The organism is Aequorivita marina (assembly GCF_031631895.2).
GTDB classification, from domain to species: Bacteria; Bacteroidota; Bacteroidia; order Flavobacteriales; family Flavobacteriaceae; genus Aequorivita; species Aequorivita marina.
Genome location: NZ_JAVMBW020000014.1, coordinates 124,706 through 147,696, shown reverse-complemented (window position 1 = coordinate 147,696; position 22,991 = coordinate 124,706). Strand labels below are relative to the sequence as shown.

The window sequence follows — 22,991 nt, the reverse complement described above, 5'->3', positions numbered from 1 at the left end:
CATGAAATTAACTATCAAAAAGAATTTAATTACAAAAACGCTACTTGGCCTAGGTACCGTAGCGTTACTATCGGGTTGTGTTAACGACCAGTCAGACAAAACCTATGAAAAAGCAGAGGAAATTCCGGTAACCCAGGAAATGGTAGCCGAACTTACATCGCCTCCATTTGTTCCTACTCCGGTTGGAAAACGAAAGGCTAAAAAACTAATTGTCGATCTTGAAATCCAGGAACGCGAAGGTGAAATGGTAAGCGGGGTAGAATATGTGTACTGGACCTTTGGAGGAACCGTTCCCGGGAGCTTTATTAGAACTCGAGTTGGTGATGAATTAGAGTTTCATCTCAAAAACCACCCAGACAATAAGCTTCCGCACAACATTGACTTACATGCTGTAAATGGCCCAGGTGGTGGAGCAGAATCTTCATTTGTTGCGCCAGGTCATGAAAAAGTGTTTTCATTTAAAACACTTAGCCCAGGACTATACGTGTACCACTGTGCAACGGCACCTGTAGGAATGCACATTGCCAACGGCATGTATGGCCTTATTTTGGTAGAGCCAGAAGGAGGTCTAGAGCCTGTTGACAAAGAATACTACATCATGCAAGGTGATTTTTACACCGAAGGAGACTACGGAGATCGCGGGATGCAAGCATTTGACATGCAGAAAGCCATAGACGAAAACCCAGACTATGTTGTGTTTAACGGCCACGTTGGCGCTATGACGGGTGACAATGCTATTACAGCTAAAGTAGGCGAAACCGTACGTTTGTTTGTAGGAAACGGAGGACCGAATTTGGTGTCATCCTTCCACGTAATTGGAGAAATCTTTGACAGAGTTCATGTTGAAGGTGGAGACCTCATAAACGACAACGTACAAACAACACTCATCCCAGCTGGAGGTGCTGCCATTGTTGAATTCAAGGTTGATGTTCCCGGAACTTTTATTCTCGTAGACCACTCTATATTTAGAGCCTTTAATAAAGGGGCGCTGGCTATGCTTAATGTGGAAGGTGAAGAAAATGAAACTGTTTTTGCTGGAGAAATACACGAAGGTATTTACCTTCCTGAAGGTAGTGTAATCCAGTCTATGCCAAGCTTAAATAGAAAAAAGCCAAAAGAAGAAGTTAAAGCCTTAAGCTTTGAAGAAAAAATGAAGTTTGGTAAAGACAAATATATGGCCACTTGTGTTGCTTGTCACCAAGGAAACGGACAGGGAATTCCAGGTGCCTTCCCTCCACTTGCAGAATCAGATTATTTAAATGCCGATGTTGATCGTGCTATTGACGTTGTATTACACGGTTTAACTGGTGAAATTACAGTAAATGGCGAAAAATACAACAGCGTAATGACCGCACAGGCACTTAGTGACGAAGAAGTATCAAACGTACTTACTTACGTTTATAACAGCTGGGGCAACTCCAAAAAAGAAGTTACTCCACAAATGGTGGAAGCCGTTAGAAACAGATAAAGAAATTGTTTAGATTGAAATTATATAGCACCGTTTTTTTCCTGAGCCTTACATTATTCTGTAAAGTAACCGCACAGCATGATACTATGGCATTGGTGAAAGGCGGTGTTTATTTACCCTTATACGGTACCGAAGATCAAGAAGTAGAAGTCAACTCTTTTATGATGGATGTACTTCCTGTAACCAATGCAGATTATTTAAAATTTGTTCAGGAATACCCAAAATGGAAAAAGAGCAATGTAAAAAGTTTGTTTGCAGATAAGAGTTATCTGGCAAAATGGACCAATGACACTACATTTACGGGTCTGCCAAATGCTCCAGTGAATAATATTTCTTGGTTTGCCGCAAAAAAATATTGCGAATGCCAAGGTAAGCGCTTGCCAACCATGGACGAATGGGAGTTTGCTGCAATGGCAAATGAAGACGTACCAGATGCACGTAAAATTGAATCGTATAACCAATATATTTTAAATTGGTATGAAACCCCACGAACCTATAACAAACCCGTGGGTGAAACCTTTAAAAACTATTGGGGCATTTACGACCTTCACGGATTGGTTTGGGAATGGACCCAAGACTTTAACACAGTACTTATATCTGGAGAGTCTAGAAAAGATGTTGATAAAGATGCCAACCTTTTCTGTGGAAGCGCAGCAATAGGCGCCTCAGATTTAATGAATTATGCAGCTTTTATGCGTTTCGCCTTTCGCGGTAGTATGGAAGCTAGATTTAGCTCACAAAACTTAGGTTTCAGATGTGCTAAAGATGCAGAAAAATAAGAATTGATATGAAAAATAAACTCAAATATGTTTTTGCAGTAATGGCAATGCTTGCTATTTCGTGTAATGATGCTTCAAAAAAAGATTCAGATAGTGAAACCGCAGCTGCCAGTAAAACAGAAAAAACCGAAACTGCAGCCATCTCGGATATGTCAATATACAATCTCCCCTCCCATTGGACAACCCAAGACGGTGATGAGATTGAACTCAAGGATCTACAGGGAAAGGTTTTGGCAATGGTTATGATTTACACCTCGTGCCAAGCTGCCTGCCCTCGATTAGTTGCCGATATGCGGAACATTGAAAAACAGATTCCAAAAGACAAAATGGACGATGTTCAATTTGTTTTTGTAAGTATAGACCCTAAAACAGATACCCCAAAACGCTTAACCGAGTTTGCAAAAGAAAACGACATGGAAGATGACCAATGGCTTTTTCTACGCGGAACAGAAGAAGATACACGTGAATTTGCCGCAGTATTGGCGGTTAACTACAAGAAAATTTCGCCCATGGACTTCTCTCACTCAAATATTATAAGTGTTTTTGACCAAGGTGGCGAATTAGCCCATCAACAAGAAGGCCTTGGTGTAAACAATAAGGAAACCGTTCAGGCTATTATAGATCTGGCTCAGTAAAAGGAAAAGACTAACTAAAAAAGAAGTATAGTAAGGAAACTCCTTGCTATACTTCTTTTTTCATTAAAACCTATCCTCTTTTCTACGCGTTATCCATTTTCTTGCTGTGTTCCTTCTTCTTTCGATTTTAACCATTCTTCATATAAAGAATATTTGCTACAATAATAGAAAAGCATACCAGGACAGAAATTAATGTGCTAACAACGCAACTGGTAAAATTGATCTATGAAATAGGTTTAAAATGTTCGCAGCCTAGAAACTTTATACATTATCAGAATCGGCAGAGGTAATGTCTTCATCTTTCTTTTTCTTGGTTCCGCCCAGTACAAAGGCAAGCACAATAGCAGTTAGCGCTACACACAGTACTGCAAAGAAAATAATAATTGCAGTCCCCATACCCCAATTTGCAAGTGGTAAAATTAAATTTGTCATGTTCTAATAATTTTAATGGTTATTGATTGATTCATTTTCTAAAACCATTGGAGCGCAATTTGCATTTGCGTCCACGGTTTCTGTTACAGGTTTTGGTGATATATATGGAATGCCTAGCCCCAAACCTCTAACAATAAACAGGCAACCTATAATAACTACAAATACCGGAATAGCACGACGAATACGCTGACGTACTTGTGCATTTAAGAAATTCCCCAGATATATGGCCGATGTCATCAAAGGGATGGTACCAATGCCAAACAAAGCCATATACAAGCTACCCTGTATTGCATTGCCGGAAGCAACAGCCCCAAAAACCGCCATATAAACCAAACCACATGGAAGAAAACCATTTAAAAAACCAATGGTCAAAAACGTATCGGGGGTTTTCTTTTTAAGCTCCTTCCCTAGTGCCGACTTCACTCTTGAAATAATTTTGAAAAGTGGTTTTGAAAAATTATACTTGTTGAATGTTTTCTGCGGAATAAATATTACCAACAACATTAAAACGCCAATGGCAATGGAAAGCTGTTGTTGGTAACCAAATAGGTTTAAGCTTTTACCAACCAATCCAAATGCCAAGCCGATAATACTATACGCCATAATACGACCAAAGTGATAGAGAAATATCTGTCCAATCTTTTTTAGGTTGTTACTTCTATCTACCGGCAACATAAATGCAATAGGTCCGCACATTCCCACACAGTGAAAACTACCTAATAATCCAAATATGAGAGCGGTTAAAAGCATTTCAGGTTTACGTATTAAAATTCAAGTTCCGTGTTCGTTTACTATCTAGCAACATTCCAGCATTTAGGAATTCCTAACACATTTCTACTCTATCTTTAAATAAAGGAAGTTAATAAACAATTTTATCTTTAAACAAGTAGTCCTCACCTTTATAGCTCCATTGCACGATTGTATTCCAACGGCCGGCTAGCATCTGTTCGTCTGGTATTAATAAATTTGCGCTGGAGAGTTTAAGTGGAAGTTTAAAATCTAGCTTTTTATTTGATGGCCTGTAAAGAAACACAGTACCTTCAACTTTGGAGTAGTCAATATTATCTGGAAATGTCAACATCCATCCCGATTCCATCTTTTTACCAGAAATATTACTTGTTAATGTATTGGCATTTGTTTCAGCATCGATTTCTTTCTGAAACACCATTTCCTTTTTATAATAATCCTCCGTAACCAAGTCGAAATCATATTTCTTATCAGTGCTTATACGTATAACAAAATACAATATGAAGGCTATAAAAAGTGCCAACCAAATTGCCAGTCCTGTACCCCAATTAAATTTCATTGTATTGTCTATTAACTATTTTTATAATTCTGTTTCGCTATTACTTCTACTTAAAAGCTTGTCGTTGGCGAAATACATCGACAAGCTATAAATTTCATTTTTTAAGGATTATTTTTTGTTTCACTTTAGGCTAATCGAAACCTAATTATAGCTACGCGGCCCTAAAAAGGTAACGCTCGTTGTTTCAATTAAATTTTTACCACTATACACTTCAATTACGGCGCGATTTTTATCGCCACTTAAAGCAGAGTTATTTATTTCGATAAAAAAGGTACCTTCAAACATATCCTGTGCAGGAACAGTTATTTCGCCTTGCTTAACGGTATGGATAGTCCCCTTAGGCGATTTAAGCTTAAAGCGTATATCCTCAATATCTCGGGTGGTTTTATTAAGAAGTTTAAAGGTAAACACGTTACTAATTATATTACCTTCCTTATGTTCGTAAAGCTGCCCAGGAAGCCTTAAAACATTTGCCTCTACATCGCTTCTTAAAAACAATAGACCGCTCAACACCCCAATTAAAATTACCAATACCGCGGTATAGCCTTTCAGCCTCGGTGTAAATTTAAAAGGAGCTTTCTTTTCAATGTTTTCTTCACTGGCATACCGGATCAATCCTTTCGGAAGGTTTACCGCCTCCATCATAGCATCACAAGCATCTATACAGGCTGTACAGTTAATGCATTCCAACTGGGTTCCGTTGCGAATATCAATTCCCGTGGGGCAAACGTGAACACACTGAAAACAGTCAATACAGTCACCTTTTCCTGAAGCCTCACGGTCTTCATTCTTTTTAAATTTTGCTCTTCCTACTTCTTTTTCTCCACGTTTGTGGTCATAGGCAACTACAATAGATTTATTGTCTAACAACACTCCTTGCAACCGTCCATAAGGGCAGGCAATGATACATACCTGTTCCCGAAACCAAGCAAAAACAAAGTAGAAGACGCCTGTAAAAATAAGTAAAGAAATAAGCGTACTAATATGCTCCAAGGGGCCTTCAAAAACATATTGTATCAACCGATCACTTCCTATAAAATAGGCGAGAAAAATATTGGCTATTAAAAACGAAATAATAAAAAAGATAGACCATTTTAAGGCTCGTTTCTTAATTTTTGCCGCATTCCATGGTGCTTTGTCCAAACGTATTTGCGCGCCCCTATCGCCATCAATCCAATATTCAATTCTTCGGAAAACCATTTCCATAAAAATTGTTTGCGGACATATCCATCCACAAAAAATTCTACCAAAAGCAGCGGTAAAGAAAAGTATAAAAACAACCCCAATCACCATCATTATCACGAACAGGTAAAAATCCTGCGGCCAAAAAGGGAAACCAAAGATGTTAAACCGGCGCTCCAGTACGTTAAACAGCAAAAACTGATTTCCGTTTATTTTTACAAAAGGAGCAATAAAGAGAAACGCAAGCAGTATATAGCTTACGTATTTTCTGTATTTATACAATTTACCTGAGGGCTTCTTAGGATAGACCCAAGCTCTTTTACCTTCTTCGTTTATGGTACCAATACTATCTCTAAACCTTTCGTTTTCTGGAGTATCCACTTTTTTTACTTTTAAGGATTAGGTTGGAAACTCAAACTTAAGTTTGAGTTTCCAATCATAATTAAAGTTATAGTTCTGCCGTTGCGTCTTCTTCGGTCCACAGGTCGCCCTCTGGCTCTTTACCATCAGCTGTTTCATTTCCGTGCAAGCTCATAACATAACTGGCCACTTGTGCCATTTCATTAGGTTTAAGTTCAGACTTCCAGGCAACCATACCTTTCCCGGCACGACCTCCTTCGCTAATGGTGTGGTATATATTTTTAATACCACCGCCCAAAATCCAATAATCATCTGTTAGGTTTGGCCCAATTCCACCACCTCCGTCAGCTTTGTGACAAGCCACACAATTGGCAGTGTATATAGCTTCACCAGCTGCAAGGTCTGCTGCATCGGTCATTAGCTCAACACTTTCTGCATCAATTAAATCTTTATTGTTCTTCTTAAATTCTGCAATATCTACCTTAGCTTGTGCCACTTCGGTTTCGTATTCATTTATTTGATTAGGTCCATCAAATACTTCATAATACACCAAATAGCCTGCTGCAAATACTATTGTAACATAGAATAGATACTTCCACCACGGCGGAAGGTTATTGTCTAATTCGCGAATACCATCATAATTATGATCCAATACAATCTCCTGCTCTTTTGCTACAGGTTTGGAATCAAGCATTTGATAGTACTTCTTCTTAAACCATCCAAAACGACTTTCATTACGTTGCTCCTCCGCAGCTACATAACGCGATTGTGCTTCTGGATCTAAACTGGCAAACAAAATTCGTTGTAGGGTTGCTGCTATTACTTCAAAAGCAATTGCAAGAAAAAAGACCATTCCTAAGACTGCCCATATAATTGGGTATTTGATTATTGCCAAGGTTTCTCCGGAATCTACAATGTATTCCATTAGAAAAAAGGCAAGAATCATAAAGCCGATGACTCTTAAATATGAGGCTGTGGTTTTCATAGTATTTCGTCGTTTTGATGGTTAGTATCGTCTTCCAATGGAATGTTGCTCACTTCGGCAATATGACTCTTCTTTGCCGTGATTACCCAGTAAAAAAGGGCCACAAAAAAGATGAAAAATATTAAAAGTGAAATCATTGGATATATTTGAACATTATCGATGTTCTCAAGGTTTCCTTTTATAAACTTCAGCATAATTAATTGTTTTGGGCCGAAGCATTATCGGCATTCTCTATTTTAATATCAGTTCCCAGTCGTTGTAGGTAAGCGATTACCGCTACAATTTCACGGTTTCTCATTTCTACAAAATCCTCTCCGTTGTCTTCGGCATATTTTTTATCGGCCTCATAGGTAGTTACAAAGTCGGGATCGCTGTATAGGTTCTTTTCTATTTCGGTTCCTTGTTCGTCCATCCATTGTTGTGCTCTTTCAATTTCAGCATCGGTATAAGGAACACCAATATTTGAAAGTGCGCGCATTTTACTTTCGGTATCAGACTTGTCCAATTCTGAAGTAATCAGCCATTTATAAGAAGGCATTATAGATCCGGAAGATGTACTTTGTGGGTCGTACATGTGGTTAAAGTGCCAGTTGTCTGAGTACTTTCCACCCACGCGGTGTAAGTCTGGACCGGTACGTTTACTTCCCCAAAGGAATGGGTGGTCGTAAACGAATTCACCAGATTTAGAATACTCTCCATAACGCTCTACTTCACTTCTAAACGGCCGTACCATTTGGGTATGGCAGTTTACACATCCTTCACGAATGTATATATCGCGTCCCTCCAACTCCAAAGGCGTATAGGGTTTTACTGTAGAGATTTTAGGCACATAATCGTCAACCATAAGCGAAGGAATAATCTGAACCATCCCTCCAATTAGGATTGCAATTGTAGCATAAATCGTTAATTTAACAGGACGACGCTCCAACCAAGTGTGCCAGCCTTCGCCTGAAGTCTGTCTTTTTGTAACTGGGGTAAGTGGTGCAGCTTCGGCTAATTCATCTGTAACTTTGCTACCCTTTCTTGCCGTCATAACCATATTATAAAGCAAGATAAAGGCTCCTGCAATATAAAGGCTTCCACCAATTGCACGCATCCAATACATTGGCATAATCTGAGTTACCGTCTCTAAGAAGTTTCCATAGGTAAGCGTTCCATCTGGGTTAAACTGGTTCCACATAGAAGCCTGCATAAATCCGGCAACATACATAGGCAAGGCATACATTATAATACCCAGCGTACCTATCCAGAAGTGTGCGTTGGCTAAAGGTATGGAGTACAGCTTGGTTTTAAATAAGCGTGGTACCAACCAATAGATCATACCAAAGGCCAAGAAACCGTTCCAAGCTAGGGCACCAACGTGAACGTGGGCAATAATCCAATCGCTAAAGTGGGCAATTGCATTTACGTTTTTAAGTGAAAGCATGGGGCCTTCAAAAGTTGCCATCCCGTAACCCGTAATGGCTACAACCATAAATTTTAAAACCGGATCTACTCGTACTTTATCCCAGGCGCCTCGCAAGGTCAACAGCCCGTTAATCATACCACCCCAAGATGGAGCCAAAAGCATTACAGAAAAGGCAACCCCAAGGTTTTGGGCCCATTCTGGAAGTGCGGTATATAGCAAGTGGTGCGGACCAGCCCAGATATAAATAAATATCAAGGACCAGAAGTGAACAATTGAAAGTCGGTAAGAATACACCGGTCTATTTGCTGCTTTTGGTACAAAATAATACATTAACCCAAGGAAAGGCGTAGTAAGGAAAAACGCAACCGCATTATGCCCATACCACCATTGTACAAGCGCATCTTGCACGCCAGCGTACATTGAATAACTCTTTAGGGCGGTTACAGGAATTGCCATACTATTTACAATATGCAAAACTGCAACAGTTACCCATGTTCCTAAATAGAACCATAGTGCAACGTACAGGTGACGTTGACGGCGTTTAACCATAGTCATAATCAAGTTGATACCAAAAGCCACCCAAATAACTGCAATGGCAATATCTATGGGCCATTCCAATTCGGCATATTCTTTTGAAGTGGTATAACCTAACGGTAACGTAATGGCTGCTGCACCAATAATTGCTTGCCATCCCCAAAAGTTAAGGTTACTTAAAAAATCGCTCCACATTCTCGCTTTCAACAAACGTTGACTAGAATAGTAAACTCCTGCAAAAATAGCGTTCCCAACAAAGGCAAAAATCACGGCATTGGTATGTAAAGGTCGCAAACGACCAAAACTAAGCCATGAAATGCCATCCGTCATATTAGGGAACATAAACATATAGGCCAGCAGTAAGCCCACACTCATACCTATAAGCCCCCAAAAAATGGTGGCATAGACAAATTTTTTGACAATCTGATTGTCGTAATAAAACTGTTCTGTTTGCATAATGGTAATTGGATTATTTATCTGGATTGGTTATTAGTTTTTATGGTCTGAAGTTTCAGGTTTTGAAGTTTCATTTTTTGTCTGCGAATCGTCTTTTACCAGTTCATCTTCAAATAACATTCGCACCGATGGCGTATAGGTATCGTCATACTGTCCCTTTTTTACTGAAAAAACAAATAGCGTAAAAAAGATGATCGCTACGAATAGACTGAGTGCCAGAAGCATGTAAATTATAGTCATACCTGAATTTTATTTCTCAAAAATATTATTGCAAAGATCATAAAAGTATGATATTTATCAATATTCCTTATTTATATTCATTCTTAATTTCTTCCCTATATATTGGGTTGCAAGGGTTGTAAAAACAACAATACTAATAGAGCTTAAGGGCATTAATATAGCAGCTACAACAGGACGTAAATGCCCAGTAACCGCAAACGATATTCCTATTAAATTATAAAACAACGATAATAAAAATGCCCACTTTATTATGCGTACACCACGCTGTGAAAAATTTAAGTAATCTGAAATTTTCTCAAACTTAGATGCGTCAAGAATACCATCACAGGCTGGGGAAAATACATTGGTATTTTCTGAAATTACAAAGCCAACGTCGCTCTGTTTTAATGCTCCCGCATCATTAAGCCCATCGCCAATCATCAATACGCGCTTTCCTTGCTGTTGAAGGTTTTTTATAAAATTTAACTTGTCATCAGGCTTTTGATTAAAGTGTAATTTTACATCTTTTGGAAGCATCCCCTCTAGCCTTTCACGCTCCCCCTCATTATCTCCAGAAAGCACAATTACTTCCTTATCGCGTTCTAATTCTTTAAAAATATCGGCCACACCCGCTCTGTATTCACTGTTAAAAACATAGCAGCCTTTATAAACTTTATTGGTACTAATATGAACAGTAGTTTTGTTCTTAACTTCAGCTACAGCAGCTTCAGAACCAACGAATTCGTATGATCCAACTTTAATGGAATTATCGTTATACGTTGCCGAAATCCCTCTACCTACTTCTTCTTCAAACTCATCTAAAGTCTGAATTTCATTTTTCTCGAGAATACTGTATAGCGAACGGCTCAACGGGTGGCTAGAAGCTCTAAGCGTATTGGTAAGCAATTGTTTTTCTTCTGAAGAAAGCGCTACGCCTTCGTATGTAATCAGATTTTTCGTATTGGTGGTTAGGGTTCCTGTTTTATCGAAAACGACGGTATCCAATTTCGCCATTTGTTCAATTACCGAAGCTTCTTTTAGGTATAAATTCTCCCTTCCGAAGATACGCAACACATTACCCAAGGTAAACGGTGCTGCCAGGGCAATGGCGCAAGGACAAGCAACAATGAGTACCGCCGTAAACACATTAAAAGCTTTTGAAGGATCTACCACCAACCAAAAAACAGTAGCTATAAATGCGATGGAAAGCAGGGTTACGGTAAACCGCTTACTAATACTATCGGTCAAGGATTCAAAAACACCCGATTGATCCTTGCTAAAAACATCATTACTCCACAGCTGAGTTAAATAACTCTGCGACACGGGTTTTAGCACCTCTACTTCAATAATTCCTGCTTGTTGTTTTCCTCCGGCAAAAAGTTTATCGCCGCTTTGTTTTGAAATAGGCTCCGCTTCACCCGTAACAAAACTATAATCTACCAATGCATTTCCTTTAATCAGAATTGCATCAACTGGGAGGATTTCGTTGTTCCGAATAATTAACCGGTCTCCTTTTTCAACTTGATAAACCTCAGCTTGTTCCTCAAGGGTTTTTCCTTCAGAATTTTTAAAAAGTCGCGTAACAGCAATTGGAAAGTACGATTTATAATCTCTCTCAAACGAAAGGTAGCTATAGGTTTTCTGCTGAAAGAACTTGCCTAGAAGCAAAAAGAAAACGAGCCCCGTTAGGCTATCAAAAAACCCAGTGCCCAGATCCATAACAATATCTATGGTACTGCGTATAAAAAGAACGGCGACCCCCAATGCTATTGGCACGTCTATATTTAAGATTTTAGAACGAAGTCCTTTATAGGCCGAAGTAAAATATCCGCTTGCCGAATAAAAAACAACGGGTAGTGAAAATGCAAACATCAGCCAGCGGAAAAAAGGCTTAAACTGATCCAGCCAAAATTCGGAATGTTCAAAGTATTCGGGAAACGATAGAAACATCACATTCCCAAAAGCAAAACCGGCAATTCCTAATTTATAGACCAAGCTACGGTCAATATTTTTATCTTTTTTATCTGAATCTTCAAGTGAAATATAGGGTTCGTAACCAATTCGGCTTAAAAGAACAACCAAATTTTTTAAGGAGATTTCTTCAGAAGAAAAAGAAATTCTGATGGTTTTTTCAGGGAAGTTAACCTGCGATGATTTTACCGCGGGGTTTAGCTTGTTTAAATTCTCGAGTATCCAAATACAGCTACTGCAATGGATTGAAGGAATTACGAACGAAACAATCTGCATATTGCCGTCGTCAAATTCCAACAGTTTTTCAACTATAGCTTCATTCTCCAGAAAATCGTACTTCCCTGCTATTTCTTGTGGTGAAATACCTGGCGATTTTTCAAGATCGTAATAATAGCTTAAATCGCTATCGTGCAGAATGTCGTAAACCGTTTTGCAGCCGTGGCAACAAAATGATTTTTCATCATGCTTAATTTCTACATCTAAACACGCATCGCCACAATGGAAACAATTTACCATCAATTAAAAAAATTTGCTCATTATTTCTGGTGCAAATATTGCAAAACCTGCTTCATTTATCAATGACAATTATCAGCAGTTAATTTCAATTTAAACACTAAGCATCATATAAATTTAAAAAGCTTAGGCAGAAAGATATATACTTTTTACGTGTTTAAAAAATAAAATTCCTATTGCAATGGGGAAAAAGCAGCTTAAACAAGCAAGATAGAGGTAGTAGTCTTTAAAAAAAGGAAGCCCTAACCAAAGCGCCATAGGCTTATAGAAAATAAGAAGCTCGGTAGTAACAAATGCAAACAGGAAAATCCAGAGAAAGCTATTTGGAATCTTAATGAGTTTAAAATAATGTAAGACTGCCAGCATGGTTGTTACAACCACACCAAGGAATACTAGGTGCAAATAACCTATTACGAAATCTTTTAGTTGAAAAGCCAAGCTGGCCATATAAGGAAATGCGGAGTGAAGTTGCATAAAGAGTTTTACAATTAGTAAAACGCCTGCTATTTTTAAAAGGAAAAACGCTCGCGGTGCAAAACTCTGCCTTAGTTGGTAAAAATTTCCCTTCAAAATACAGTAAAGTTCATAAAAAGCAAGAATTTGGGCTATGGCTCCAATTAAACCAAGGACATAGAAAATTTTCGGCGGAACAAACCACAGTGCCGAAAGAAAGAACGTAAAGATGAGCCCAAAATTAAAAAGCAGGAAAAAGGATTTAAATTTTTCGCGATTAAAGCGTATACCTTTTTCTTCAAGAATATAAAAGAGGATTCCCAGGAATGCCAAGATAAACCAGGCGTTGTACTGAAAATGCAGGTAAAAATATATGGAAGTCTTGTACCAAATAGACTCTGGCCCCAAGGTTGCCATTACCCCGCCTATTGCCCACGGACCAATACTGGAAAGCAAAAGATACCACAAAGATGTTTTTACAAGCTTCCATGAAAGGCGTTCTTTAAAGTGCGCAGGAATATATTTCATGGCGAACCAAGCAAACCAATACGAAGCAAATAAAAATAGGGTTGAGAATATAATGGAGTAAAGCGCGTATCCCTGGAAAGGAAACGTAAAGATCATCCCAAGAATAGAGATATTGGTGACCAGAAAAATACGTTTATAGAGTCTTGGTTTTTGTGCTTCGGCAAGAAAAACTTTATAGATCAGACTTGTCAAACCTAAATAAATCCATCCTAAAAGGGCGGTATGCGAATGTGCATGAAGTAAAAACTTATAATTGATAGGCAAATCGGTTACCAAGTAAAACCGAAGTAAAATACCCATCAATGCCACAACCAAAAAGTAGGCTAAGGCAATACCAATATGTTTTTTTAAATTAACCAAGCTGCAAAATTACAAAAAAACAGTTCGGAGATTGACTGCAAACATTCAAAGTTGTCAATCTTCCAAACTGTTCTAAAAACCAATCAAATTAAAATCTAGATTTGGGGCTAGTAAACTCGTACTGGGTTTACTTATGCCAATTAGACATTAACATCTAATCAGTAACTTTCTTTAATTCCTTTTCCAGTTTTAATGCTTTAGGGAAAAGAATATTATTTTCTAAGTGGATATGGTGGTGAAGATCTTGTTCAAACTCATCTAACTTGGCATAAAAAGCGCGGTAGGTGTTGCAAGCCCCTTGTGGCGGAGTGTAATTGCTACTTAGTTCGGCAATTTTTCGCATAATTTCACCGGCTTCTTCATGCTCGTCCTCCATCATGGTAATAGGGTTTTCAACACTTCCAAAATGAATTGGTGGTACTTCGGTGCCTTCACGTTCGGCCTTTACCAATTTTTTAATAAATGGGAAGAGAATCAATTCCTCTTTCTTTTGGTGTGCTGCCATTGCTTGAACTACTTGTGTTACCAAAGCTTCAATTTCGGCAAGTTCGGTGTAATGATGTCCGTGTACGTGATTTACACGTTTTGAATACTGCAAAAGCAAGGGGCTGTTTTCCTCTACATATTGATGATGTACATTTATAATATGGTCAGTTAGAAAATCTAGCTTCCAGCTATTGTAATTGGAAGCACGATCTGGCACGGTATCCAGGTTTACCAATTCCTGTTCTAAGGCTGTAGGATCTACTTTTGCTTTTTCACAAGCCTTTGCAATACTAATCCCTCCACCACAGCAAAAGTCTATGCCGTGTTTCTTGAATATATGTGCGGCCTTTATGTTTTCGGTAACCACATCGGCTACGGTACGTTCTTGAAGTGTTGTCATGATATCTATAGTTTTATAGTTTATTAATTATTTTGTCTTGCAAATTACAGCAGAATAACCGACTTATTTTATGACTTAAATCATAATAATGACATTTTTGTCAGAAATTAAATTTTAAAACTCTAATAATCTATGACTATGTGTTTTAAAGTATCATGCTGTTACAAATAAAGCTTATTATTTATAGCTTCTATTCCCAAAAAGGATCCTCATAATCCGGAGTTTTTTCTAGATCACTATGGATCTCTTCAATTTTCTCTAATTGGGCTTGTGTAGCTACTTTTTGTATTTCGTTAAAAAGCACCCGTTCCTCAAAACGGATATGGGCGTCGAGCTCCTCCTCCAACCGATGCAAGGATTTTTCGGGGTCTTTTGTATTGTGAAACAAGCGTTTTATACGGCGATGCTCCTTTAATGCGCGTTCAACCAGTTCATCGCCCTCTTTCATTATAGGGAAAACATATTTTTCCTCATCCCTGAAATGAGGTTTTATTTCGTTTTCATAAAACCATTTTGCGTACTCCTGCATACGTCCTATTTCAATTTCTTTCTGAAAACCTTTGCGGAGTTTCCAACTAAACAATAATCCAAAATGATGTTGCCTGCTTAGGGGTTTTAAGGCTTCATGCCGTTTTATTGGTTTTTTCTTTTCCATAAATTTAAGAGGTTTCTTTATATTTTATGCGTTTGCCACCACATTTTGGGCAGCGTTCTACGATTCGCTTTTTGTTTTTAAATCCGTCAACATGCTCTACCATAAACTTACCAACTTTTACATATTTATCTTTATGGTTTTTAACGTCTATTTCCTTGTCCTTGCGCATCAATCGGGTTTTATCGTCGTATTCCTGATATCCCCAGCAAAACGGACAGTTTTTTTCTCCAGACTCCTCACTAATTTCTGCTAAGGGTTCTTCTTTCGGCTTCTTCCGAAAAAATGCGAGAAAACGTTGAATATAGCCCATTTATATAGATTTAAAAAATGATTCTTTTTTTAAAAGACCTGAGGTTTTAGATAATAGATTTTGAGACTTCTATTGCCTACCCTCTCAAGTCGCAAATTATTCAGGAGCTTTTGGATTGAGCGGTCTAAGGGTCATTTCGCTTATCAACATATTGTCTGGCGTTTTAAGAACATGTATTATGGTTGAAGCAATATCTTCTGCCTGCAACATATTTCCGTGTGCTTGTATTCCAGAACTTTTAAAAAAACCGGTATCAATAGAACCTGGATTTAAACAAGTAACTTTAATATTATCGCCTCTTAACTCTTTAAAAAGCGATTCACTAAAACCACTTATTCCGAATTTTGTGGCCGAATAGGCTGCACCTTCAGCGCGCGTTGTAATCCCTAGAATAGAACCAATATTTAGAATATGCGTGCTCGCTTCTTTCAACTTCATAAGCTTTACAACTTCTGAAGTAATACAATACATGCCATTTAAATTAACATTGATCATTTTATACCATGCTTCGGAAGGCATTTCGTCAATTTTCCCGAAGGAACCTGCACCCGCACTATTCACCAATATATCAGGAATCGCTTGCTCTGAAAAAGTTTCCTTTAACCATTCTTTTACGACCTTAGCTTCTGTAATATCCAACTTAACCGGAATAAAATCACGTCCGATACGCTTTTGAATTTCCTGAAGCTTATTTTCGTTCCGGGCAAGTCCGTAAACTTTAACACCAGCTTCTGCCAAGGCATTAGAAATTGCAGCTCCCAGACCACTGCTGGCTCCAGTTACTATCGCTATTTTTTTATGTAATTCCATATTAATGCGCTTCTTCTAAAAATTCATTATAAAACAACTATTTCATTTATTCCAAATTCATAATTACCCAGGTTTATAGCTCCCCGGTTCTTTCCGAAAACCAATAGCCAAACGATTCCAACCATTTATAGCAACAATTGCCATAGTGAGTGCTAAGTGCTCTTTTTCACTAAAATGTTTCTGAACCTCGTTATAAAGTGAATCGTCCATATCATTTTCAGAAATTAAGGTCATTGCTTCCGTCCATGCTAAGGCAGCACGTTCTCGTTCTGAATAAAAGGAGGTTTCCCGCCAAGCCGATAATGTGTACAAGCGTTGTTCGGTTTCTCCAGCCTTGCGTGCATCTTTGGCATGCATGTCTATACAATACGCACAGCCGTTAATTTGTGAGGCGCGGAGTTTTACCAGTTCATATAGACTTATTTCAAGCCCTGATTCTACTACATATTTTTCCAGCTCCAACATTCCTTTTATGGCGTTGGGGTCAGTTTTGTTATAATCCAATCTTCTTTTAGACATAATGTGTTTTTTTAGACCATGAACATCAAGGTTTTTTAAAACTCCTCTTTTACAATTCTATCAGTAGGCACATTCAAATTTGCCAATTGCTTTTCAACGGCATCCATCATCGGTGGTGGGCCGCATAAGTAAAAATAGCTTCCTGAATGGTCGGTGTGCGATTTTATAAAATCTTCTGAAATTTGTCCGTAGTCGTATTCTTCTGTTTTTTCGTCTGAAAGAATATTGATAAAGTTATCTCCCAGCATTTCAGTAAATTCACCTTTAAGAATAATATCGGCCTTAGTTTTATTGGCAAAAACCAATTTGTTTATTCCTAGATTGCCTTTTTCGTTTAAATCGCGAAGTATAGATATAAAAGGCGTTACTCCTGCTCCACCGGCTATAAAAACACCATCGCCCTTATATTCAATAGCTCCAAAAATATCATTAACAATTAACCCATCGCCTGCTTTTAAACTAAGCAGTTCGTTGGTTACTCCTTTTCGATCAGGGTAAGCTTTAATTGTAAATTCAAGATGGTCGTCTTTTGGCAGGCACGTAAATGTAAACGGTCTTCCTTGGTTTTGCCATCCTTTTTTATCGATGAAAATTTCAGTGGCCTGACCAGGCGTAAAATCGGCATCAAAGGGTTTTTCGGTAACAATCTGCAATACGTCGTGGGTAATATGCTGGATTGATTTAATTTTAACGGGTTCATTTTTCATAATACTATAGTTTAATTTATTAAGCTCTAGTTTATTCTAGCATTGATTTCAATGTTCCATTTAAAAATACAACGCCCTGAAGTCCATCCGACTGGAGAAAATCCGATTATTCGCTTTAGGGATTAGGTAAAAATAATCGGATTTTCGGTATATTGGTTTTACCCCTCTCTAAAGGGTGAAAAAATACCGGAAATTTCAAATATCCAACATAATAGTTGTTTTAAACTAGAGCTATTTATTACTAAATATCATTCATTGCGCCGCCGTTAATTAAAAACAGAGAAGTTTCTACTTACTGTGCTTTTCCATTTCTTCCATAGCAAGGGTGGCGTGGGCATAAGCAGCTCCGGCACGCATTTCTGAAGCTACCCAAATAGCTTCCATTATTTCTTCCTTGCTGGCACCTTTACGCATAGCTTGTGGGGTGTGAGCCTTAATGCAGTATGGGCATTGGGTTACATGAGCTACGGCAACTGCAATGAGTTGTTTTGTTTTTTCGTCTAACGCGCCGGCTTGAAATACCGTCTTGCTAAAATTTCGCCACGCTTCAATATTTTGTGGCGCCAATGCGGCCTTTTTCTCAGCTAATTCGCGGGTTGTCTTTGGAAACATACTTGTATCTGCCATAATTTATTTATTAAAGTTATTTATATCTACACAGAATTCGCGTTAAAGCCGTCATAACTTTATAATACAACTTCAACTTCAATTGCTATTAAATTTGAAACTGCATTTATACGTAATCCTGTTTTTATTTATATTCTTTCAAATTATATTTTCGGTTGCTCAAAACTCACTTTAGAAAAATGATTTATACAGGTCAGGACTCCAATACATTATTAGGTAGAACAGTCCAAAACCGAAAAACATAATTACCAATGCCCACACCCACGCCGGAATTGCTTTTGGCGTTTCAGAACCTTTTATAACGAAAAAATCGCTAGTTTCACTTCCATAGGCATTGATAATCAAAGGCACTTGGGTATCAACCGTTTCGTTTTCTTTTAGCCCTACTACCGAAATAGCTGGGCCGTTGCGCACCACAAAAGGAACTTCACGAACACCCTCAATTCCGCTGGACGATTTGGCTACAATTTTTAAGGTGTGTTTCCCATCGGGAATTTTAGTAGTATCTAATGTAATCTTAACCGGTGGTGCAAAAGATGCAAACGGCTTTGGATCTTCATCTAAAAATACTTTTATGACTCTATTATCTTCCATAATTTAAAATCCTTCATTTTTAACGATATTCTTAATGTGGTCTGGATTACTCTCTTTTGGTTTTATCAAGTACTTAAGGCTTAAAAACAAGGTTGCAACCACAATTATAATTCCCAACCAAATAATTATATAGTCTAACATTCCTGAAGGGCCCGCTCCGTGAGTTATATTTTCAAAGCCACTGGGTTGGTTCTTTTTACACACATCGCAAGCCCAGCTCAGTTGATTTCCTAATAAAAACAAGACCGCAAAAACAGATATTATCTTTTTCATTTTTATTGATTTAGTTCGTTTAAAACGAATTCTCTAATTTTCTTAACATCTTCTTCCTTTACCGGAGGAGCGTCATTGCCCCAACTGCTACGTTCGTGGGTGGTTATTGCTGCAATTTCGGCATCAGTTAACAGGTCGCCAAAGGCTTGCATTACACCATAATCTGGCCGAGCATCGTAGCCCTGAAGCACAATTTTTATTAGCATTTCAGGATCTTCATCATTTACAATTTTACTACCTGCCAAAGGAGGAAATGCACCCGCTATACCTTTACCGTTATCTTGGTGACAAGCGGCACAGGTTTGTTTATACAGATTGGCACCATCTAGACCGCCACCACCAGATTTATCACCACTCATTCCCTCTTCTTGAACTTTACGTAAAGCAGGAATAAAATCGCTTACGTTTCCGCCAGGTAATTCGGTTTGTTTTAAAGATTTTAAATAATCTACTAACAACAAAGCTTCCTTTGAAGCAACTACTTTGGTTCCTGGTTTGTCAAAAAATTCCTTGGGAACGGTAATGGTTTTATCGTCTTTTCCTACGTTTACACTATCTACTTCCCTAAATAACCACGGGTAAGAAGGCATCACAGACTCTGACACTACTGCCCTTGGATTGTACAAATGCAACAGGTGCCAGTCTTCACTTGGCTGACGTTTACCAATATTGGTTAAATCTGGCCCGGTACGCTCACTTCCTAACAACGAAGGCGATTGTCGCCAAACATCTAAGCGTTGTTTACTAAAATAATAATCTGATGGAATGGAGGGTCTATCGCCCCACATATTATCCATTTCTATATTTCTAACCTGTTGGGTATGGCAAGCCATACAGTTTTCAGATACATAGATTTGCAGGCCTTCTTTTTCATTTGCCGATAAGGCTTTTTGATCTGGAATGGGTTCAGTTTCCTGCATTTGAAATGCGGGAAGTATTGCTATAATTATACTCAGTGCTATAAACACAACTCCTGCGGTGAGCACTAAATTTTTATGTTCTTTATGAAAATTGAGCATTTTTAATAATATTAAACTGTTATTTCCTCTACTTCTTTTGACTTAACTTCGGTTTCCACTTTGCGATAGTTTTTAATCATATAATAAAAATTATATACAAAAACCAGGTGCGAAAGGAACATCAGCGAACCTCCAATGGCACGCCATACCCAGTAGGGTTTCATTAGGATTACCGATTCAATAAAAGCATTGCCGTCAATCCAGCTAAGCCCTTTATATGTTCCTCCTGCCATAAGCGAAACCATGTAGGCAAATAGCCCAATGAATGCGAGCCAAAAATGTGCGCCCACCAAAACCTGCGGTGGTTCCTTTCCGGTAAGCTTTGGCAATATGGCATAAATAGATGCCCATAAAAAGAAGGCGATAATTCCATACATTGTCATATGGCTATGCGCCACGTTAAAATCGGTAAAGTGCCAAACAAAATTGGTAAATCGAAATGCCTGTACACTTCCTTGCATAGACCCAACAAAGTAAAATATGGTTCCTACCAAAAAGAAAGGCAAGACATAACTTTTTGTAATATGGCTCCAGCTTCCGCGCATGGTCATTAAAAAGTTTGTAGTTCCCGCAATTACTGGAATGGCCATACCGGCACTAAATACAATCGCCACTGTTTGTAGCCACCATGGTAGTGGACTAAAAACAAAGTGATGGGTACCTATCATGGTATAAAACAACATCTGCGTCCAGAAAGCAAGTACCCCCAAAGAATACGAATAAATGGGTTTGTTTAAAGATGAAGGCAAGTAGTAATAAACCAGCCCTAGGGTAAAGGTCATAAACCACATTCCCACACCTTGGTGCATATAGTATCCTTGGATTACGGTTTCTCCGAGTCCATTTTGATAAAATGGCAAATAACCAATAACGGCCAAGACAATAGTCCAGATTAGCGCTGCAAGAATAAACCAGTTTGAAATATAGATTTCTGAAATTTTCCGTTTTGCCACGGTTTTATAGAAGTTGATAAGCGTGATAATTAAGGCAGCAGCGAAAAGCATCATAATTGGCCAGATATATTCACGGTACTCCCCTCCTCCATTATTGATACCTGCCATTAGCGACAAACTCCCAAAAAGGACGGTAGCATTAATAAGGAACCAGCCATACCATCCCATTTTATAACTGTGTATGGTGGTGTTTGAGGTTCGGGCAATAACAAAATATGCCAGCCCGATCATTGCGAGCGAGGACCAGCCCCAGAACACCATATTGGTATGAACCGGTCTTAACCTCCCAAAAGAAAGCCAAGATTGGTGATCCATTTCTGGCCATACAAACTTCATCCCTAAGTATTGCCCAATAAAGGTTCCCAATACCAACCAAAAAGCTGCGGCTCCAATATAGTAGATAACCAATTTTTTTAAGGCTTCAGGTGTTTCTAAGCTGAGTGATGTTTTCTTCTTCTCATCAAAAAAGGCGTTGCTTGGCTTATTGTCTATATGATGGATCAGGCCTTTTTCATCTACCGCTTCATTTTCACCTCCCAATTCATCGCCAGACAACTTGTATTTAAGTGCAGCTTTCCTTTTTTCGAGGATTGCGTCGATATCACCTTCATCCATTCCGATAATCTCATCATCGAAAGCCATTTTATTTTTGTCGTGTTGTTTCTTTTTCAGCGTATCTATATAGGCGTTTAATTTCACCAGAAGAATAATTACCGCAACAACCATTACAATGGCAATTAACACGAAGGTGCCAATAATTCCAGGGCTTGACAACCAGTTTTCTGTTGAAATACTCCCCTTATTCTGTGCTGACGCAAGCTGTGGCAGTATTCCCAGGATCAATAAAATGAACCAATTCACTTTTCTCATTTGTATTAAATATTTGATTTTTATCAGTTTAAATTTTAATTTTTCTATTTCTGACAAAAGTGTCAGAATTAATTTAAAAAAATTTTATCGCTTTAAAAACGACATTCCAACATCTAATCCATTAGCCAATTCATAGAGGCTAGTGTTTTCCAACATCACTCTAAGGTTGTTTCTAATATCTACAAATTTAGAATGCATAGGGCAAGGTTTTGATGCATCGCAAGAATCAAAGCCCATTGCACAGCCTGTGTAAATAGAATCTCCATCAATAGCGGAAACAATATTGCTCAATCTAATTTTTTCCGCAGCACCTTGTGGAATTTCAAAGCCACCATTGGGGCCCTTAAGCGATGTCAAAATATTTTCCTTCGCCAGTTTGTGCAAGATCTTAGCAGTAAATGCTTCAGGCGAATTTACATTGGAAGCAATCTCCTTTAAACTAACGCGAATACCCAACGCAGATTGCGATGCGATATACACCGAAGCCTTAATTCCATATTGGCACGCTTTTGAAAACATGGGGTCGTTAATTTTTTACAAAGGTATATAAAAAACCTATTTCTGATACAGCTGTCAGAAATAAATTTCAACACTTTGGTTATAGATTGAATGGCAATATTTTACAGCTTCAAAAATGTCTCGCCATTTCGAAGTTTATCGGCTAATTGTAGTACTGTAGTGTTTTCACACATATTTTTAAGCCCTTCACGTACGTCTTGAAATTGATCGTGAACCGGACAAGGATGATCTGAAGAACATTCGGGCAAGCCCAAACTACAACCTTTAAAGATTGCATCTCCATCAATACACGCAACAATATCAGCTAGTGTCAGCGAGGAATTTTTTTCTATATAAAAGCCTCCGTTAGGCCCTTTTTTAGATAAAATTATTCCTGCCCTTGCTAATTGTTGACATATTTTAGCCGTAAAAGGTTCAGGGGAATCAACGGCCTTGGCAATTGCTGTAATATTTGGTCGTTTATCCGCTTCGGATTGTTCCGCAATAAATAACACCGACCGGATTCCGTATTCGCAAGCTTTTGAGAACATAGTATTGGTTTTTTGTAAATTTAAATAATTCCCATTACTTAAAGGATAAAAAAACCTTAAAGTCTATCCGTAGGCACACTACATCATTATTCCAAATTTATATGTTTTACAATCATTAGTGTCCGATTAA

At 38.3% G+C, this 22,991-nt stretch carries 26 protein-coding genes; 3 read left to right on the top strand and 23 right to left on the bottom strand.

The features are described 5' to 3' along the window. The first annotated feature begins 1 nt into the window (after position 1). From nirK to QPK98_RS13645, 3 genes are read left to right on the top strand one after another with little or no spacing between them, the layout of a single operon-like run. Positions 2-1,468, top strand: coding sequence for a copper-containing nitrite reductase (nirK, locus tag QPK98_RS13655; RefSeq protein ID WP_310994021.1), 1,467 nt, complete (start codon positions 2-4; stop codon positions 1,466-1,468). Between the two features lie 5 nt (positions 1,469-1,473). Beyond that, positions 1,474-2,247 (top strand): formylglycine-generating enzyme family protein, encoded by a 774-nt coding sequence (locus QPK98_RS13650; protein WP_310994020.1) that lies wholly within the window; start codon positions 1,474-1,476, stop codon positions 2,245-2,247. 8 nt (positions 2,248-2,255) lie between these two features. After that, positions 2,256-2,882 (top strand): SCO family protein, encoded by a 627-nt coding sequence (locus QPK98_RS13645; RefSeq protein WP_310994019.1) that lies wholly within the window; start codon positions 2,256-2,258, stop codon positions 2,880-2,882. A 261-nt stretch (positions 2,883-3,143) separates the two neighbouring features. Here QPK98_RS13645 and QPK98_RS13640 read toward each other — a convergent pair whose 3' ends face one another. The 23 genes from QPK98_RS13640 to QPK98_RS13530 all read right to left on the bottom strand — a co-directional run bounded on the left by QPK98_RS13640 (position 3,144) and on the right by QPK98_RS13530 (position 22,861). Further along, positions 3,144-3,314 (bottom strand): hypothetical protein, encoded by a 171-nt coding sequence (locus tag QPK98_RS13640; protein WP_310994018.1) that lies wholly within the window; start codon positions 3,312-3,314, stop codon positions 3,144-3,146. A gap of 12 nt (positions 3,315-3,326) precedes the next feature. Beyond that, complete coding sequence (locus QPK98_RS13635) at positions 3,327-4,064, bottom strand: sulfite exporter TauE/SafE family protein (protein WP_310994017.1); 738 nt, start codon at positions 4,062-4,064, stop codon at positions 3,327-3,329. Positions 4,065-4,173: 109 nt separating this feature from the next. Beyond that, the gene (locus QPK98_RS13630; RefSeq protein WP_310994016.1) at positions 4,174-4,620 is read right to left on the bottom strand and encodes a FixH family protein; all 447 of its coding nucleotides are present in this window, start codon (positions 4,618-4,620) and stop codon (positions 4,174-4,176) included. Positions 4,621-4,761: 141 nt separating this feature from the next. Further along, positions 4,762-6,183, bottom strand: a complete 1,422-nt coding sequence (gene ccoG, locus QPK98_RS13625) for a cytochrome c oxidase accessory protein CcoG (RefSeq protein WP_310994015.1) — start codon at positions 6,181-6,183, stop codon at positions 4,762-4,764. A 67-nt stretch (positions 6,184-6,250) separates the two neighbouring features. After that, positions 6,251-7,147 carry a cbb3-type cytochrome c oxidase N-terminal domain-containing protein gene (locus QPK98_RS13620; RefSeq protein WP_310994014.1) on the bottom strand — a complete coding sequence of 299 codons (897 nt, stop codon included), beginning with the start codon at positions 7,145-7,147 and terminating at the stop codon, positions 6,251-6,253. Then, the gene (locus tag QPK98_RS13615; RefSeq protein ID WP_310994013.1) at positions 7,144-7,341 is read right to left on the bottom strand and encodes a CcoQ/FixQ family Cbb3-type cytochrome c oxidase assembly chaperone; all 198 of its coding nucleotides are present in this window, start codon (positions 7,339-7,341) and stop codon (positions 7,144-7,146) included. The genes QPK98_RS13620 and QPK98_RS13615 overlap by 4 nt, the downstream gene beginning before the upstream one ends. 2 nt (positions 7,342-7,343) lie before the next feature. Then, positions 7,344-9,545: a cytochrome-c oxidase, cbb3-type subunit I gene (gene ccoN / locus QPK98_RS13610; protein ID WP_310994012.1), complete on the bottom strand. Its 2,202-nt coding sequence runs from the start codon at positions 9,543-9,545 to the stop codon at positions 7,344-7,346. Positions 9,546-9,578: 33 nt separating this feature from the next. Further along, complete coding sequence (gene ccoS, locus QPK98_RS13605; RefSeq protein WP_310994011.1) at positions 9,579-9,785, bottom strand: cbb3-type cytochrome oxidase assembly protein CcoS; 207 nt, start codon at positions 9,783-9,785, stop codon at positions 9,579-9,581. 57 nt (positions 9,786-9,842) lie between these two features. Next, positions 9,843-12,251, bottom strand: coding sequence for a heavy metal translocating P-type ATPase (locus QPK98_RS13600; RefSeq protein WP_310994010.1), 2,409 nt, complete (start codon positions 12,249-12,251; stop codon positions 9,843-9,845). A gap of 123 nt (positions 12,252-12,374) precedes the next feature. Then, positions 12,375-13,589, bottom strand: a complete 1,215-nt coding sequence (locus QPK98_RS13595; protein ID WP_310994009.1) for a hypothetical protein — start codon at positions 13,587-13,589, stop codon at positions 12,375-12,377. 154 nt (positions 13,590-13,743) lie between these two features. Beyond that, positions 13,744-14,475: an iron-sulfur cluster repair di-iron protein gene (gene ric / locus QPK98_RS13590; RefSeq protein WP_310994008.1), complete on the bottom strand. Its 732-nt coding sequence runs from the start codon at positions 14,473-14,475 to the stop codon at positions 13,744-13,746. 190 nt (positions 14,476-14,665) lie between these two features. Then, positions 14,666-15,130 (bottom strand): hemerythrin domain-containing protein, encoded by a 465-nt coding sequence (locus QPK98_RS13585; RefSeq protein ID WP_310994007.1) that lies wholly within the window; start codon positions 15,128-15,130, stop codon positions 14,666-14,668. Positions 15,131-15,134: 4 nt separating this feature from the next. After that, positions 15,135-15,440 carry a hypothetical protein gene (locus tag QPK98_RS13580; protein WP_310994006.1) on the bottom strand — a complete coding sequence of 102 codons (306 nt, stop codon included), beginning with the start codon at positions 15,438-15,440 and terminating at the stop codon, positions 15,135-15,137. Between the two features lie 96 nt (positions 15,441-15,536). Next, positions 15,537-16,250, bottom strand: a complete 714-nt coding sequence (locus QPK98_RS13575; RefSeq protein ID WP_310994005.1) for an SDR family oxidoreductase — start codon at positions 16,248-16,250, stop codon at positions 15,537-15,539. Positions 16,251-16,313: 63 nt separating this feature from the next. Next, positions 16,314-16,769, bottom strand: coding sequence for a carboxymuconolactone decarboxylase family protein (locus tag QPK98_RS13570; RefSeq protein WP_310994004.1), 456 nt, complete (start codon positions 16,767-16,769; stop codon positions 16,314-16,316). A 35-nt stretch (positions 16,770-16,804) separates the two neighbouring features. After that, positions 16,805-17,476 (bottom strand): ferredoxin reductase domain-containing protein, encoded by a 672-nt coding sequence (locus QPK98_RS13565; protein ID WP_310994003.1) that lies wholly within the window; start codon positions 17,474-17,476, stop codon positions 16,805-16,807. A gap of 288 nt (positions 17,477-17,764) precedes the next feature. Next, a complete protein-coding gene (locus tag QPK98_RS13560; protein ID WP_310994002.1) occupies positions 17,765-18,103 on the bottom strand; it encodes a carboxymuconolactone decarboxylase family protein in 339 nt (112 codons plus the stop codon). Positions 18,104-18,274: 171 nt separating this feature from the next. Continuing rightward, complete coding sequence (locus QPK98_RS13555; protein ID WP_310994001.1) at positions 18,275-18,697, bottom strand: cytochrome C; 423 nt, start codon at positions 18,695-18,697, stop codon at positions 18,275-18,277. A 3-nt stretch (positions 18,698-18,700) separates the two neighbouring features. Continuing rightward, positions 18,701-18,970: a hypothetical protein gene (locus QPK98_RS13550; RefSeq protein ID WP_310994000.1), complete on the bottom strand. Its 270-nt coding sequence runs from the start codon at positions 18,968-18,970 to the stop codon at positions 18,701-18,703. A gap of 2 nt (positions 18,971-18,972) precedes the next feature. Further along, positions 18,973-19,989: a cytochrome c gene (locus QPK98_RS13545; protein ID WP_310993999.1), complete on the bottom strand. Its 1,017-nt coding sequence runs from the start codon at positions 19,987-19,989 to the stop codon at positions 18,973-18,975. A gap of 11 nt (positions 19,990-20,000) precedes the next feature. After that, positions 20,001-21,812 carry a cbb3-type cytochrome c oxidase subunit I gene (locus QPK98_RS13540; protein WP_310993998.1) on the bottom strand — a complete coding sequence of 604 codons (1,812 nt, stop codon included), beginning with the start codon at positions 21,810-21,812 and terminating at the stop codon, positions 20,001-20,003. 84 nt (positions 21,813-21,896) lie between these two features. Continuing rightward, positions 21,897-22,331 carry an RrF2 family transcriptional regulator gene (locus QPK98_RS13535; protein ID WP_310993997.1) on the bottom strand — a complete coding sequence of 145 codons (435 nt, stop codon included), beginning with the start codon at positions 22,329-22,331 and terminating at the stop codon, positions 21,897-21,899. A 101-nt stretch (positions 22,332-22,432) separates the two neighbouring features. Beyond that, a complete protein-coding gene (locus QPK98_RS13530) occupies positions 22,433-22,861 on the bottom strand; it encodes an RrF2 family transcriptional regulator (protein ID WP_310993996.1) in 429 nt (142 codons plus the stop codon). Positions 22,862-22,991 lie beyond the last annotated feature (130 nt).

Coding starts and splice junctions, on each gene's coding strand:
- nirK (WP_310994021.1), top strand. CDS start 2: ATGAAATTAACTATCAAAAAGAATTTAATTACAAAAACGCTACTTGGC.
- QPK98_RS13645 (WP_310994019.1), top strand. CDS start 2,256: ATGAAAAATAAACTCAAATATGTTTTTGCAGTAATGGCAATGCTTGCT.
- QPK98_RS13640 (WP_310994018.1), bottom strand. CDS start 3,314: ATGACAAATTTAATTTTACCACTTGCAAATTGGGGTATGGGGACTGCA.
- QPK98_RS13635 (WP_310994017.1), bottom strand. CDS start 4,064: ATGCTTTTAACCGCTCTCATATTTGGATTATTAGGTAGTTTTCACTGT.
- QPK98_RS13630 (WP_310994016.1), bottom strand. CDS start 4,620: ATGAAATTTAATTGGGGTACAGGACTGGCAATTTGGTTGGCACTTTTT.
- QPK98_RS13620 (WP_310994014.1), bottom strand. CDS start 7,147: ATGAAAACCACAGCCTCATATTTAAGAGTCATCGGCTTTATGATTCTT.
- QPK98_RS13615 (WP_310994013.1), bottom strand. CDS start 7,341: ATGCTGAAGTTTATAAAAGGAAACCTTGAGAACATCGATAATGTTCAA.
- ccoN (WP_310994012.1), bottom strand. CDS start 9,545: ATGCAAACAGAACAGTTTTATTACGACAATCAGATTGTCAAAAAATTT.
- ccoS (WP_310994011.1), bottom strand. CDS start 9,785: ATGACTATAATTTACATGCTTCTGGCACTCAGTCTATTCGTAGCGATC.
- QPK98_RS13600 (WP_310994010.1), bottom strand. CDS start 12,251: ATGGTAAATTGTTTCCATTGTGGCGATGCGTGTTTAGATGTAGAAATT.
- ric (WP_310994008.1), bottom strand. CDS start 14,475: ATGACAACACTTCAAGAACGTACCGTAGCCGATGTGGTTACCGAAAAC.
- QPK98_RS13585 (WP_310994007.1), bottom strand. CDS start 15,130: ATGGAAAAGAAAAAACCAATAAAACGGCATGAAGCCTTAAAACCCCTA.
- QPK98_RS13580 (WP_310994006.1), bottom strand. CDS start 15,440: ATGGGCTATATTCAACGTTTTCTCGCATTTTTTCGGAAGAAGCCGAAA.
- QPK98_RS13575 (WP_310994005.1), bottom strand. CDS start 16,250: ATGGAATTACATAAAAAAATAGCGATAGTAACTGGAGCCAGCAGTGGT.
- QPK98_RS13570 (WP_310994004.1), bottom strand. CDS start 16,769: ATGTCTAAAAGAAGATTGGATTATAACAAAACTGACCCCAACGCCATA.
- QPK98_RS13565 (WP_310994003.1), bottom strand. CDS start 17,476: ATGAAAAATGAACCCGTTAAAATTAAATCAATCCAGCATATTACCCAC.
- QPK98_RS13560 (WP_310994002.1), bottom strand. CDS start 18,103: ATGGCAGATACAAGTATGTTTCCAAAGACAACCCGCGAATTAGCTGAG.
- QPK98_RS13555 (WP_310994001.1), bottom strand. CDS start 18,697: ATGGAAGATAATAGAGTCATAAAAGTATTTTTAGATGAAGATCCAAAG.
- QPK98_RS13550 (WP_310994000.1), bottom strand. CDS start 18,970: ATGAAAAAGATAATATCTGTTTTTGCGGTCTTGTTTTTATTAGGAAAT.
- QPK98_RS13545 (WP_310993999.1), bottom strand. CDS start 19,989: ATGCTCAATTTTCATAAAGAACATAAAAATTTAGTGCTCACCGCAGGA.
- QPK98_RS13540 (WP_310993998.1), bottom strand. CDS start 21,812: ATGAGAAAAGTGAATTGGTTCATTTTATTGATCCTGGGAATACTGCCA.
- QPK98_RS13535 (WP_310993997.1), bottom strand. CDS start 22,331: ATGTTTTCAAAAGCGTGCCAATATGGAATTAAGGCTTCGGTGTATATC.
- QPK98_RS13530 (WP_310993996.1), bottom strand. CDS start 22,861: ATGTTCTCAAAAGCTTGCGAATACGGAATCCGGTCGGTGTTATTTATT.